The organism is Haloarcula sp. H-GB4, assembly GCF_030848575.1.
Lineage (GTDB): Archaea > Halobacteriota > Halobacteria > Halobacteriales > Haloarculaceae > Haloarcula.
Genome location: NZ_JAVDDX010000001.1, coordinates 1,517,018 through 1,529,295 on the forward strand (window position 1 = coordinate 1,517,018; position 12,278 = coordinate 1,529,295).

12 protein-coding genes and 1 tRNA gene are annotated in these 12,278 nt (G+C 64.0%); 8 read left to right on the plus strand and 5 right to left on the minus strand.

The window, feature by feature from the left end; translation table 11 throughout:
* The first annotated feature begins 34 nt into the window (after positions 1-34).
* Complete coding sequence (locus RBH20_RS07740; protein WP_306707207.1) at positions 35-1,861, plus strand: FAD-binding protein; 1,827 nt, start codon at positions 35-37, stop codon at positions 1,859-1,861.
* A gap of 39 nt (positions 1,862-1,900) precedes the next feature.
* Here the strand turns inward: RBH20_RS07740 and RBH20_RS07745 are convergent, their stop codons facing one another.
* A complete protein-coding gene (locus RBH20_RS07745) occupies positions 1,901-2,221 on the minus strand; it encodes a cupin domain-containing protein (protein ID WP_306707208.1) in 321 nt (106 codons plus the stop codon).
* Positions 2,222-2,432: 211 nt separating this feature from the next.
* Between RBH20_RS07745 and RBH20_RS07750 the strand changes: the two genes are divergently transcribed.
* Positions 2,433-2,534: transfer RNA gene (locus RBH20_RS07750), tRNA-OTHER, on the plus strand.
* A 363-nt stretch (positions 2,535-2,897) separates the two neighbouring features.
* Here RBH20_RS07750 and RBH20_RS07755 read toward each other — a convergent pair.
* Positions 2,898-3,122 carry a hypothetical protein gene (locus tag RBH20_RS07755; protein WP_005534142.1) on the minus strand — a complete coding sequence of 75 codons (225 nt, stop codon included), beginning with the start codon at positions 3,120-3,122 and terminating at the stop codon, positions 2,898-2,900.
* An 86-nt stretch (positions 3,123-3,208) separates the two neighbouring features.
* On the opposite strand from RBH20_RS07755, the gene RBH20_RS07760 reads away from it, so the two are divergent.
* From RBH20_RS07760 to RBH20_RS07775, 4 genes are all read left to right on the plus strand, one after another.
* Entirely contained in the window at positions 3,209-4,249 is a 1,041-nt protein-coding gene (locus tag RBH20_RS07760) for a nicotinate-nucleotide--dimethylbenzimidazole phosphoribosyltransferase (protein WP_306707211.1), read from the plus strand.
* Positions 4,250-4,251: 2 nt separating this feature from the next.
* Positions 4,252-5,571 carry a cobyrinic acid a,c-diamide synthase gene (locus RBH20_RS07765; protein ID WP_306707212.1) on the plus strand — a complete coding sequence of 440 codons (1,320 nt, stop codon included), beginning with the start codon at positions 4,252-4,254 and terminating at the stop codon, positions 5,569-5,571.
* Between the two features lie 72 nt (positions 5,572-5,643).
* Positions 5,644-6,453 (plus strand): diadenylate cyclase DacZ, encoded by an 810-nt coding sequence (gene dacZ / locus RBH20_RS07770; protein ID WP_306707213.1) that lies wholly within the window; start codon positions 5,644-5,646, stop codon positions 6,451-6,453.
* A gap of 2 nt (positions 6,454-6,455) precedes the next feature.
* On the plus strand, positions 6,456-7,250 hold the full coding sequence (locus RBH20_RS07775; protein WP_306707214.1) for a mechanosensitive ion channel domain-containing protein: 795 nt from the start codon (positions 6,456-6,458) through the stop codon (positions 7,248-7,250).
* Between the two features lie 6 nt (positions 7,251-7,256).
* Here RBH20_RS07775 and RBH20_RS07780 read toward each other — a convergent pair whose 3' ends face one another.
* Together RBH20_RS07780 and purD are read right to left on the minus strand one after the other, a co-directional pair.
* A complete protein-coding gene (locus tag RBH20_RS07780) occupies positions 7,257-7,805 on the minus strand; it encodes a DapH/DapD/GlmU-related protein (RefSeq protein WP_306707503.1) in 549 nt (182 codons plus the stop codon).
* Positions 7,806-7,830: 25 nt separating this feature from the next.
* On the minus strand, positions 7,831-9,183 hold the full coding sequence (purD, locus tag RBH20_RS07785; protein ID WP_306707215.1) for a phosphoribosylamine--glycine ligase: 1,353 nt from the start codon (positions 9,181-9,183) through the stop codon (positions 7,831-7,833).
* A 174-nt stretch (positions 9,184-9,357) separates the two neighbouring features.
* Here purD and RBH20_RS07790 point away from each other — a divergent pair, with 174 nt between their 5' ends.
* The gene (locus RBH20_RS07790) at positions 9,358-9,621 is read left to right on the plus strand and encodes a hypothetical protein (RefSeq protein ID WP_306707217.1); all 264 of its coding nucleotides are present in this window, start codon (positions 9,358-9,360) and stop codon (positions 9,619-9,621) included.
* 54 nt (positions 9,622-9,675) lie between these two features.
* On the plus strand, positions 9,676-11,829 hold the full coding sequence (locus tag RBH20_RS07795) for a thioredoxin domain-containing protein (protein WP_306707219.1): 2,154 nt from the start codon (positions 9,676-9,678) through the stop codon (positions 11,827-11,829).
* Between the two features lie 2 nt (positions 11,830-11,831).
* On the opposite strand, the gene RBH20_RS07800 is transcribed toward RBH20_RS07795, so the two are convergent.
* The gene (locus RBH20_RS07800) at positions 11,832-12,221 is read right to left on the minus strand and encodes a thioredoxin family protein (RefSeq protein WP_306707221.1); all 390 of its coding nucleotides are present in this window, start codon (positions 12,219-12,221) and stop codon (positions 11,832-11,834) included.
* Between the last annotated feature and the right edge of the window lie 57 nt (positions 12,222-12,278).

Sequence of the window (12,278 nt, forward strand, 5' to 3'; positions counted from 1 at the left end):
CTAAGCCGAAACCACGCCAAGAGACACTTTCACAATGTACGAACACGATGTCATCGTGGTCGGCGCGGGTGGCGCTGGCCTCAGGGCGGCTATTGCAGCGGACGAAGAGGGTGCAGATGTTGCCCTCGTGACCAAGCTCCATCCAGTTCGGAGCCACACAGGTGCTGCGGAGGGGGGAATCAACGCCGCCCTCCAGGAAGGGGACTCTTGGGATCTCCACGCGTACGACACGATGAAGGGGTCCGACTACCTCGGCGACGCCCCTGCCATCGACACCTTCGCCAAGGACGCCCCGGAAGAGGTCATCCAGCTCGAGCACTGGGGAATGCCGTTCTCCCGCGAGGACGACGGCCGCGTCTCCCAGCGCCCGTTCGGCGGCCTCTCCTATCCGCGGACGACGTACGCGGGTGCCGAGACCGGTCACCACCTGCTGCACACGATGTACGAGCAGGCGGTCAAGCGCGGCATTGAGGTGTACGACGAGTGGTACGTGACCCAGCTCGCGGTCACCGACCACGACGACCCCGAGGACCGCGTCTGTCACGGCTGTGTCGCCTACGATATCAAGTCCGGCGAAATTCAGGGCTTCCGCGCCAACAACGGCGTGATTCTCGCGACCGGCGGGCTGGGACAGGCCTTCGACCACACCACGAACGCCGTCGCCAACACCGGTGACGGCTGTGCGATGGCTTACCGCGCCGGCGTCCCGATGGAGGACATGGAGATGATCCAGTTCCACCCGACGACGCTGCCGTCTACGGGCGTCCTCATCTCCGAGGGGGTCCGCGGCGAGGGTGGTATCCTCTACAACGACAACGAAGAGCGGTTCATGTTCGAGCACGGCTACGCCAACAACGAGGGGGAACTGGCCTCTCGCGACGTGGTTGCCCGTGCCGAACTGACGGAGGTCAACGAAGGCCGCGGGGCCGAGGACGAGTACGTCGACCTCGATATGCGCCATCTCGGCGAGGAGCGCATTCTCGACCGGCTTGAGAACATTCTCCACCTCGCGGAGGACTTCGAGGGCGTCGACGGCCTCGACGAACCGATGCCGGTCAAGCCTGGCCAGCACTACGCCATGGGTGGCGTCGAAACCGACGAGAACGGCGAGACGTGTATCGACGGCCTCTACGCGGCCGGCGAGACTGCGTGTGTCTCGCTGCACGGTGCGAACCGGCTCGGGGGCAACGCCCTGCCGGAATTGCTTGTGTTCGGTGCCCGCGCCGGCCATCACGCCGCCGGCAAGGACATGAAGACCGCCGAAATCCAGACTGGCCCCTCCGCAAAGAGCGAACCCGGCGACGTGGAGCCGCCGGTCGATCCCGGTGCAATCGACGCCAGCAGCGACGATGTCGCCGCCGACGGGGCCGCCGTCGAACCGAAAGCGGTGCTTGGAAGCACCGTTGAGCAGGAACGCCAGCGCATCGAGAACCTCATCGAGTCCGACGGCATCAACCACGCCGAAGTCCGCGCGGACGTGCAAGAGACGATGACTGATAACGTCAACGTGTTCCGGACGGAGGAGGGTCTTGAGAAGGCCCTTCGGGACCTCCGGACGGCGCGCAAGGAGTACGAAAACGTTGCTGTCGAGGACCCGTCCCGCACCTACAACACGGACCTCATCCACACCATCGAAACCCGCAACATCCTCGATGTGGCCGAGGCTATCACGCTCGGCGCACTTGCCCGCGAGGAGTTCCGCGGCGCACACTGGCGTGCGGAGCACCAGGAACGCAAAGACGAGGAGTGGATCAAGCACACGATGCTGGCCTGGAACGAGGGACAGCCAGAGCTGTACTACAAGCCCGTTATCCTCGAAGGCGACGAAGAGACCTACGAACCGAAGGTCCGGTCGTACTGACGACCTGACCACCGACTGCGATATCCGTTTCTGCGAGTTTCAGGGCGCGCCGACGAGGACGAACGTACTCTCGGCATCGCCGTTGTGAATCGTCCGTTCAGCCGCCGGCGGGAGCTTGATTGCGTCACCCGCTTCGAGGGACACGTCTTCGCCGTCAACCTCGACAGTGGCTGTCCCCTCAACGAGGACGTACACCTCCTCGTGACCCTCGTCGGCATGATCGTGCGGTTTGCCGGTCCAGCCGGCCTCACAGTCCAGCACAGTGACGCCGACCTGCTCACAGTCCAGCGGGTCTCGGAGGAAGTGCATCGCGTCTGCGACCGGTTCCACGTCGGTGTAGTTGACTTTTGTGTAGCTCACGTCCACTGGTGTCGCCAGCCAGCACAAAATAAGTTGTTGTAGATCCGAAATGAAAGCCCGGAGGGAGATATTGCTCTCACTTCAGGTGTTCCCGCTGGTGAGACACAGACCAGCGTCAGGTTAAATCGCAGCAGAATACCGGGAGCGTTGTGTGCGGAAACACCCGCAATCATCACTTACTTGGTTGTCAGGAACGTATTATGGGTAGCTTGGAAGGGTGGCTCAGTGGTAGAGCGCTACCGACCAACATGCCAGAATCGGTTGGTGGTTACCCCGCAAAGGGCTCCGCGTGGTTCGACTCCCGCCCCTTCCATTTTCCGTGGTTCGTTGTGAGCGGATGCAACCGGCCTCACGTGTGCCACACTGACAAATCAGACCCGACGGCTGACCAGAATTACTGCAACATCGTAGAGGTGGGCTATGAGCTATCGGGTCCCTGTTGGTGTAGGAGCCAGCGACTCACAGGAAGTGGAAAGGTAAGGAATGTGGGGGTGGGGGGTGGGGGTGGTGCGGCACCAGTGCGGTGCCTATCAGAAACAACGAGAGGAGCTGTATAAAAAATCACCGCTGGAATTATCAAATCTGATTTTTCTACAGGCCGATAGCACCGGGCATCACGCCATCGCCGTAGAGAGTGAGCGGAGAAACAGCCACGACGTGTCCGGATTCCGACCAGTTACTTGTGGGTAAACAACACGACCTTCCCATCGTTGATCGTCGTACAGAGATCCATCTCGAAATCGAGATTGAGGGAGGTGAACTCCTGCTTGCAGACGACCATATCGTCGAACGGTTCTTCACAGGACGGACAGGCCACAGCCGTCGTGTTCTGGTAGGAAGCAATCGCCTCGTTGTCCTCGCGCGGCGTCAACGACGACCGAAGTTCGTCGAAATCGTCCATGTTCGGGCAACCGCGGGCGTACGGCATAAATCATACGCCGCCCCAGCACCAAGGTATTAAAGTTGACTTGTGGTAATACAATCACAATGACTTCATCCGGTGGCGGCACGCGCTTCACACTCGTCGCAGGAACCACGGAAACCGCAGGTCGGGCGGGGATCAGTGCTGCCGGAGCCGATCCCGAGTTAATGTCGGTAACGCCCGCTGCAGACGCCGAACTGGTTACCTACGGCACTCCAGTCCGGACGGACGTGACACCGGTCAGTCCGAGCGGCTGTCCGACGCCAGCGCTGGTGACGCGGGCCGTCCGCGAAGTCATGGGATTTGACGTCACAGTTGTCGACGGCGGGCTGGCCGAGAAAACGGGGGCTCCAACAGTCTCCGTCGGCGCACGCCCGGGAAAAGACATCGCGGAGCAAGACCCGGTTCCGACGGCCCACGGAGCGTTCGCGGCCGCCCGACAGTTCGGGCACGCACTTCCGGCCGACGAACTGTATCTGGGCGAGACGATACCCGGTGGGACGACGACGGCGCTCGGCGTTCTTCGTGCACTGGGCGAGACGGGGATGGTCTCTTCGTCGCTTCCGGAGAACCCCACGGAACAGAAAGAAAAACTGGTCGCCGAGGGACTCCAGGCCAGTTCACTGGAACCGGGCGACGCTGCAAACGAACCGAAGCGAGCGGTTCGGCGGATAGGGGACCCCGTTCTGGCAACGCTTGCGGGCCTGACCGCGGGGGCCGTCGAGAGCGATACCGCAGTGACACTGGCCGGCGGGAGCCAGTGCGTCGCCGTCGCCGCGCTGGTCAGGCACGGCGGCTACGAGGGGCCGCTTGGACTGGCGACGACGAGCTACGTGGCTGACGACGAGAGTGCCGACGTGCGGGCGTCGGCTGCCCAACTCGACCTCGACCTGACGGTAACGGACCCCGGCTTCGACCGGAGCGACCACGTCGCGATGGAGCGGTTCGTCGCTGGGGAGGCCAAGGAAGGGGTCGGCATGGGCGGCGCGCTGGCGCTGGCCGACCGCGCCGGCATTCCGATGGCGGAGGTTCGGGACCGCTTTGCGGGCATCTACGACGAACTGATCGGCGACGCGCCCACAGCGACGGCTGAGGAGGGGAAGTGACGATGGACGGGGTCGTTCTCGCCGGCACAAGCTCCGGCGTCGGCAAGACCGTTGCCACGCTGGCGACCCTGACAGCGCTCGAAGATGCGGGGTATCAGCCCCAGCCCGCGAAAGCAGGCCCGGACTTCATCGACCCGAGCCACCACGAAGCGCTCGTCGACACGCCCTCTCGGACGCTCGATCCTTGGCTCGCGGGCGAGGACGGTATGCGCCGGACCTACTGGCGCGGCACGGGCGACATCTGCATCGTGGAGGGTGTAATGGGCCTTTACGACGGGACGAAGACATCGACGGCGGCAGTTGCCGAGGGGCTGGACCTCCCGGTCGTTCTGGTCGTGGATGCGAAAGCCGGTATGGAGAGCGTCGCCGCGACGGCGCTCGGGTTCGCACAGTATGCCGACCGCATTGGTGTCGACATCGAGGTGGCCGGCATCCTCGCACAGCGCGCTCACGGCGGTCGACACGCCGACGGCATCAGGGACGCGCTCCCCGAGGACCTCACCTACTTCGGTCGGATTCCGCCGATGTCGGACCTTGAGATTCCCGACCGCCATCTGGGGCTACATATGGGCTCGGAGGCCGGACTCGACCGCGACGCGCTCTCGACAGCCGCGGAGAGTATCGACGTCAAGCGGTTGGTCGAGACAGCACGGGCACCGCCGGACGTCGCGACTACGGAGGGAGATACCGGGGACTCGCCGGCCGACCGCCGGGTCGCCGTTGCACAGGACAGCGCGTTCTGTTTCATTTACCCTTCGGTGCTCGAACGACTCCGGTCCGAGGCAACCGTCGAACCGTTCTCACCAGTCGCCGATGACCCGGTTCCCGATGCCGATGCAATCTATCTGCCCGGCGGCTATCCGGAACTCCACGGCGAGTCGCTCGAAACAGGAGACACGCTCGGCGAGATAGCCAGTCGTGCCGCCGAGGGGGTCCCCATCTACGGCGAGTGTGGCGGTCTGATGGCGCTGTCGGAGTCGCTAACGACGGCTGATGGCGACACTTACGAGATGGCCGGGGTCCTCCCCGCGGACATCGAGATGCGGGACCGGTATCAGGCACTCGATCATGTGGAGCTAGAGGCCCGGACGGACACCACCGTGGCCGCGTCCGGAGCGCACCGCCGTGGACACGAGTTCCACTACTCCGCTGCGACCCTCGGCAACGATGCGTCGTTCGCTTTCGACATGGTTCGAGGCGACGGTATCGACGGCGACCACGACGGCCTCACGGAGTACAACACCGTCGGCACGTACTGTCATTGCCACGGAGAAAGCGGCGCGTTCGACCGTTTGCTTTCGATGCCCTCGAAGGATATCTGACGTGCGGCCCGTCGTCGGACGCGTGGCTGACTGCCCGCAACCTTTTTTTCGACAGACAGCGTCGTTCTGATAATGAACGAGTTGCGCGACCTGCTCGGAGACCTGGTCGCAGACGTCGACGCCGTGTTCCTGTTTTCCCCGAACGCGTCGTTTTTCGAGGAGTTCGGCGACGTCGACGAAGAAATCGTTGTCGTTGGTCCGGAGAATACCCTCGATGCGGAGCCGTTTGTCGAGCTACCAATCGATTTCACCGATCTTGAAGGCCGTCTCCGCTTCGGTATCGAGGGCGCGCTGGAGCAGGGCATCGTCGACGAGGGCGACGAGGTGCTCTGTGTGACTGAAGTGCTTGATGGAGCTGAAAACACGCTTGTGCGGGTCCAGACCAACGACTTCTCGCCCTCCGGCGTGTACGACATGTTCGTCAACTCCAGAGCGGACGCAAGCGTCGTCCGTGATGTCTTCGAGGTCGCCATCGAACTGGGGAAGAAAGGCCAGAAGGGCAAGCCCGTCGGCGCTCTGTTCGTTGTCGGTGACGCTGGCAAAGTGATGAACAAGTCCCGGCCGCTGTCGTACAACCCCTTCGAGAAATCGCACGTCCACGTCGGCGACCCAATCGTCAACGTGATGCTCAAGGAGTTCTCGCGGCTCGACGGGGCGTTCGTCATCTCTGACGCCGGGAAGATCGTTTCCGCGTACCGGTATCTCGAACCCTCTGCGGAGGGGGTCGACATCCCAAAGGGCCTCGGGGCTCGGCACATGGCGGCCGGCGCGGTCACCCGTGACACCATGGCGACTGCCATCGTTCTCTCCGAGAGCGACGGGCTCGTGCGGGCGTTCAAAGGCGGGGAGCTGGTCCTCGAGATCGATCCAGAGGAGTACTGAGGATGCAGTTTGGCTTCGACTGGGCGACGATCATCCGGCAGGTGTTCTCGCCACAGGGAACGTTCGTCTTTTCGCTTGTGGTACTGGCCGTGGGCATCGTGCTCGGCTATCTCGTCTGGCGCTCGTCGCGGCGGTTCATGCGCGAACTCGGTGTGCCAGAAACCGTGGAGGGCACACCGTTCGAGCGGACGGCGAGGGGTCTCGGCACATCGACCGTCGGCATCGTCTCGAACCTGGCAGCACTGTTCATCTACATCACGACGGTCACCGCCGTCCTCAACATCGCGCAACTGACAGACCCGAAACTATACTGGGCCCGCTTCACGTCATTTCTGCCCGACCTGTTTATCGCCCTGTTCGCCGTCATCATCGGCCTCATTGCGGGCGACAAGGCCAAGCTCGTCGTCTCAGAGCGACTGCGCAGCGTCAAGATGCCCGAGGCGACGGTCCTACCCGAACTCGTCAAGTACAGCATCTTCTACCTGGCAGTGCTCATCGCGCTCGGGCAACTGGGCGTCGAAACCCTCGCCCTGCTCATTCTCCTCGGGGCGTACGCGTTCGGACTGGTGTTCGTCTGCGGGCTGGCACTGAAGGACATCCTGCAAGCCGGTGCCGCCGGCATCTACCTCCTGTTGACAGAGCCATACAGCATCGGCGACGAGATCGTTATCGGCGACCAGAGCGGGATCGTTCAAGAAGTCGACATCCTCGTCACGCGTATCGAAAGCGACGGTGAGGAGTACATCATCCCGAACAAGCGCGTCTTCAATACCGGTATCGTCCGTATTCGGGGCTAAGTGAGGTTACGATTCTTCGGTCGTCTCGTCGTCCGAGCCCAGCGGCTCAGCCGGGACACCGGCAACGGTCGTCTCTGGCGGCACATCGGCAGTTACGAGCGAGTTCGCGGCGACCTGTGCGCCCGGGCCGATTTCGACACCGGGCAGCACAATCGCACCCGCACCGATCATGGCCCGCTTGCCGACAACGACTTCGCCGGTCCGGTACTCGTCCTGCAGGAACTCGTGACACAGCAGCGTCGCGTCGTAGCCGATGATAGCGTGGTCCTCAACGGTGATGAGTTCGGGCCAGAACACATCCGGTGTCGACTCCAGCCCCCAGGCGACGCCGTCACCGACGGTGACACCGAGTCGCGAGAGCAGCCAGTTTTTCAGCCGGAGGCTCGGCGAGATGCGACAAACGAGGATGATAACATAGTTGACCATCACCCGGAGCGGGTGTTTGGCGTCCGGCCACGGGAACAGCGAGTTGTGCGGGCCGGGCGTCGGGTGCTGGCGTAGTCGGTCGTGTCGTGGACCACTCACGTTCGTCGTGTACGGGGCCGCGGTAATCAAACCCGGCGGCTCCGATGCCGCGCGCTCAGTCCGCACCGCCGCGGATGTCGTCCATGTGGTCGATACGCTGCTGGACGAGGTCGGCTTTGCCGATGTCGTGGCGGACCCGGAGGCCCTCCGTACCGGCCCGCTGCAGCGCTTCCTCGGCGATGGCCTCCGCATCGCTAATCGTCTCTGCTAGACCGACGACAGCGTACGAGCGAGAGGTAGTTGTATAGATACCGTCCTCACGGTCGTCGACGCTGGCGTAGCACAGCAGCGCCTCCGGGGCCGTCTCCGTGTCGTCACCGGACTGCTCGCGGTGGTCGTTGACGACCTCCGCGATGACATCGTCGTCGATGGTCACCTTCGCTCCGGCGTCGGGGTCGGTCGGATAGCCGTCCGGGACGGCGTACTTGCAGACGGTCGCCATCGGGCGGAAGGAGAGCTGTGGCAAGGGGTCGTCGTCGCGTGCGGCGGTCAGTACGTCGAGGAAGTCCGTGTTGAGCACCGGCAGCGTGTTCATCGCCTCGGGGTCGCCAAAGCGAGCGTTGAACTCCACGACGCGTGGCCCAGTCTCGGTGAGCATGAACTGCCCGTAGAGGACGCCCTTGTACCCGTCAAGGGCCTCAACGGTGGCCCGGAGCACGTCGACGGCGTCCATGTAGTCGTCCTCGTCCATGAACGGCAGGTGGAGGCTGGCGTCGGAGTAGCTCCCCATCCCGCCGGTGTTTGGTCCCTCGTCGCCCTCGTAGGCACGCTTGTGGTCCTGCACTGCTGGCGTGACGCGCAGTTGGCCGTTTGCGACAAACGCCTGCACGGTGAACTCCTCGCCGACGAGGCGCTCTTCGAGGACGACGCGGTCGTAGTCGGAACTCCGGAGGTACTCTTTGGCCTCCTCAGCAGTACACTGGTCGCCGATGACGCGGACGCCCTTGCCGCCGGTCAGCCCAGCAGGCTTGACCGCGAGGTCGCCGTCGTACTCGTCGATGTGCTCGCAGGCGTCGTCCATGTCCTCAAACGTCTCGAAGTCCGGACAGCCGGGGATGTCGTGTTCCCGCATGAACCGACGCTGGAACGCCTTGTCCGTCTCGATGCGGGCTTCCTGCTCCTGTGGCCCGAAAGTGTAGATACCAGCGTCGTCCAGCGCGTCGGCGACACCTGCGGCGAGGGCCGCCTCAGGTCCGATGACCGCCAGCGTGGCGTCGACCTCCCGTGCGTAGGTCGTTACGGCTGTCGGGTTGGTCGTATCAAGTGCCTCGAAGCCGTCGGCGAGGGCGACGATGCCTGGATTCCGGTTGCTGGCACAGGCGTACAGCTCCCCCGGCGAGTCCGCGAGCGAGCGCGCAATCGCGTGTTCCCGGCCGCCGCCACCCACGAGCAGCACTGTCTCTGACATACCCGAAGGCCGGATGGGCTCTCACGTAAGTATTGTCTTTTCCCCGGTTTTCGCTGACTGTGGCAGTCGTTTCTGGGCCGTTTCTGGGCCGTTTCTGTTTCGAGCGCGCTCGTATGCAGGTCCGCCGGACGGAGACCGGGAGCTACTTTACCCAACTGTCGGACACACAGACATATGTCCCCTCCCCGCCCATTCATCGACCCCGCGACAGGAGAGATAGACAGGGCCCAGATACTCTCGGAGGCCGTGCCACTCGCGAAGCTCATCGGCGTGTTCGTCGCTGGGAGCCTCCCTCTCTATGCAATCGCGTTCTTCGGTGCGGAGAACTCCGCACTGGGTGTAGTACTGGCCCTGCTTGGTGAGTTCATCCTCGCCGTCGGAGCCGGTGTCGTCCTTATGTACGTCATTGCCCGTGGAATCCGGCTGGCTGGCGAGTGAGGCGTCGCTGCCGGCGTCGCGTTCCTTTTCACCGCGGCGCTCCCAGCCACGGGTATGAGCGACGCCACGGACCCGACGGCCCGAAACCGACTCGACGAGGCGGAGAGCCCATATCTCCGCCAGCACGCGGACAATCCTGTCAACTGGCAGCCCTGGGACGAGACAGCCCTGGAAGCCGCCAGAGAGCGGGACGTGCCCATCTTCCTCTCGATTGGCTACGCGGCGTGTCACTGGTGTCACGTCATGGAGGAGGAAAGCTTCGAGGACGAGGCCATCGCCGACCAACTCAACGAGCACTTCGTCCCGATAAAGGTCGACCGCGAGGAGCGCCCGGACCTCGATTCGGTGTACATGAGTATCTGCCAGCAGGTGACTGGCGGCGGCGGCTGGCCGCTATCGGCCTGGCTCACGCCGGAGGGGGAGCCGTTCTACGTCGGGACGTACTTCCCGCCAGAGGAAAAGCGCGGGCAGCCGGGCTTTGGCGACCTGCTCCAGCGGCTGGCGAACTCGTGGTCGGACCCCGAACAACGCGAGGAGATGGAGAATCGCGCACAGCAGTGGACCGAAGCTATCGAGAGCGACCTCGAAGCGACGCCGGCTGACCCCGAGGATCCCGCCGAGGATATCATTCAGACCGCCGGCACCATCGCCCACCGCGGCGCGGACCGACAGGACGGGGGCTGGGGCTCCGGCGGCCCAAAATTCCCCCAGAACGGGCGACTGCACGCGCTGCTTCGGGCGCATGCCGACGGTGGTCAAGAGGACTACCTGAACGTCGTCGAGGAGACACTGGATGTGATGGCCGACCGGGGGCTGTACGACCACGTCGGCGGGGGCTTCCACCGCTACGCGACGGACCAGCAGTGGGCGGTCCCGCACTTCGAGAAGATGCTGTACGACAACGCCGAGATTCCGCGGGCCTTCCTCGCCGGCTATCAGGCCATCGGCTCGGAGCGCTACGCGTCGGTCGTCCGGGAGACATTCGAGTTCGTCCAGCGCGAACTGCAACACCCTGATGGTGGCTTTTTCAGCACGCTGGATGCCGAGAGCGCACCTCCCGATGACCCGGATGGTGACAGCGAGGAAGGGCTGTTCTACGTCTGGACGCCCGAGCAGGTCCACGAGGCCGTCGACGACGAGACGGACGCCGAGGTGTTCTGTGACTACTTCGGCGTCACGGAGCGGGGCAACTTCGAGGGCGCGACCGTGCTCGCCGTCCGGAAGCCGGTAGCTGTGCTGGCCGAGGAGTACGACCAAACTGAGGACGAAATCACGGCAAGCCTCCAGCGGGCGCTAAACGAGGCCTTCGAGGCCAGAGAGGACCGACCGCGACCGGCCCGCGACGAGAAGGTGCTGGCCGGCTGGAACGGTCTGATGATTCGGGCGCTGGCCGAGGGGGCGATCGTGCTGGACGACCAGTATGCAGACGTGGCAGCCGACGCCCTCTCGTTCGTCCGTGAGCACCTGTGGGACGCCGACACGGGGCGACTCAATCGCCGGTACAAGGACGGCGACGTGGCCATCGATGGCTATCTGGAGGACTACGCCTTCCTCGGCCGTGGCGCGCTGACACTGTTCGAGGCGACCGGCGACGTGGACCACCTCGCGTTCGCGATGGAACTCGGCCAGGCTATCACGGAGGCGTTCTGGGACGACGAGCAGGGCACGCTGTTTTTTACCCCGACGGGCGGCGAATCGCTGGTCGCGCGGCCGCAGGAACTGACCGACCAGTCGACGCCGTCGAGTACGGGCGTCGCCGTCGACCTCCTGCTGTCGCTGTCCCATTTCAGCGAGGACGACCGCTTCGAAAGCGTGGCCGAGCGGGTCATCCGGACGCACGCCGACCGCGTCTCCTCAAACCCGCTGCAACACGCCTCGCTCACGCTGGCGACGGACGCCTACGAGCAGGGCGCGCTGGAACTCACGCTGGTTGGCGACCAGTCAGACTACCCGAGCGAGTGGACGGAGACCCTCGCCGAGCGGTACGTCCCGCGGCGCCTGCTGGCTCACCGGCCGGCCGAGGAGGGCCGTTTCGAGCAGTGGATCGACACGCTGGAAGTTGACGAGTCGCCGCCAATCTGGGCCGGCCGGACGCAGGTCGACGACCAGCCGACAGTGTACGCCTGCCGAAACTTCGCCTGTTCGCCGCCGAAACACGACCTCGGAGCAGCGTTAGACTGGGGCGAAACGCCCGATAACGCAGAGTAAGGTTACGCCATCGCGTCTTCGATTTTGTCGGCGAGATACACCGCGATAGGGACCGGCTCTTCCTCGACGAACCGGGCGATCTCCTCGCCGTCGTGTTCGACGACAACCGTCGGGATGAGGTCGATGCCGTACGCTTCGACCTCCAGTCCGGTCTTCGAGCCGTCGTCTTCCTTCTCGACGGGGTAGTGGTGAATCTGCTCGGCTGGAACGCCGGCGGCTTCCAGGGCTGCCCCGAAGTCTGGGAGCTGCGCCCGGCAGTCCTTGCACCAGTCACCGCCCCAGATCTTGTATTCGAACTCGTCAGCGTAGCGTGTGAGAACGTCGACGGTGTCGGCATAGGCGTCTTCGACCCATACCGGATTCGGCTCCATGGTTTCGAGCGTCTGACTCATGACCGGCTATATGTATTCAGGGGGCTTGAAATCCCCGGCCGTAAATTTCCCGCTTCA

Bases quoted from the DNA above. Each gene is read 5' to 3' on its own strand.
- RBH20_RS07740 (WP_306707207.1), top strand. From the start codon at position 35: ATGTACGAACACGATGTCATCGTGGTCGGCGCGGGTGGCGCTGGCCTC.
- RBH20_RS07755 (WP_005534142.1), bottom strand. From the start codon at position 3,122: ATGGACGATTTCGACGAACTTCGGTCGTCGTTGACGCCGCGCGAGGAC.
- RBH20_RS07760 (WP_306707211.1), top strand. From the start codon at position 3,209: ATGACTTCATCCGGTGGCGGCACGCGCTTCACACTCGTCGCAGGAACC.
- RBH20_RS07765 (WP_306707212.1), top strand. From the start codon at position 4,252: ATGGACGGGGTCGTTCTCGCCGGCACAAGCTCCGGCGTCGGCAAGACC.
- dacZ (WP_306707213.1), top strand. From the start codon at position 5,644: ATGAACGAGTTGCGCGACCTGCTCGGAGACCTGGTCGCAGACGTCGAC.
- RBH20_RS07775 (WP_306707214.1), top strand. From the start codon at position 6,456: ATGCAGTTTGGCTTCGACTGGGCGACGATCATCCGGCAGGTGTTCTCG.
- purD (WP_306707215.1), bottom strand. From the start codon at position 9,183: ATGTCAGAGACAGTGCTGCTCGTGGGTGGCGGCGGCCGGGAACACGCG.
- RBH20_RS07790 (WP_306707217.1), top strand. From the start codon at position 9,358: ATGTCCCCTCCCCGCCCATTCATCGACCCCGCGACAGGAGAGATAGAC.
- RBH20_RS07795 (WP_306707219.1), top strand. From the start codon at position 9,676: ATGAGCGACGCCACGGACCCGACGGCCCGAAACCGACTCGACGAGGCG.
- RBH20_RS07800 (WP_306707221.1), bottom strand. From the start codon at position 12,221: ATGAGTCAGACGCTCGAAACCATGGAGCCGAATCCGGTATGGGTCGAA.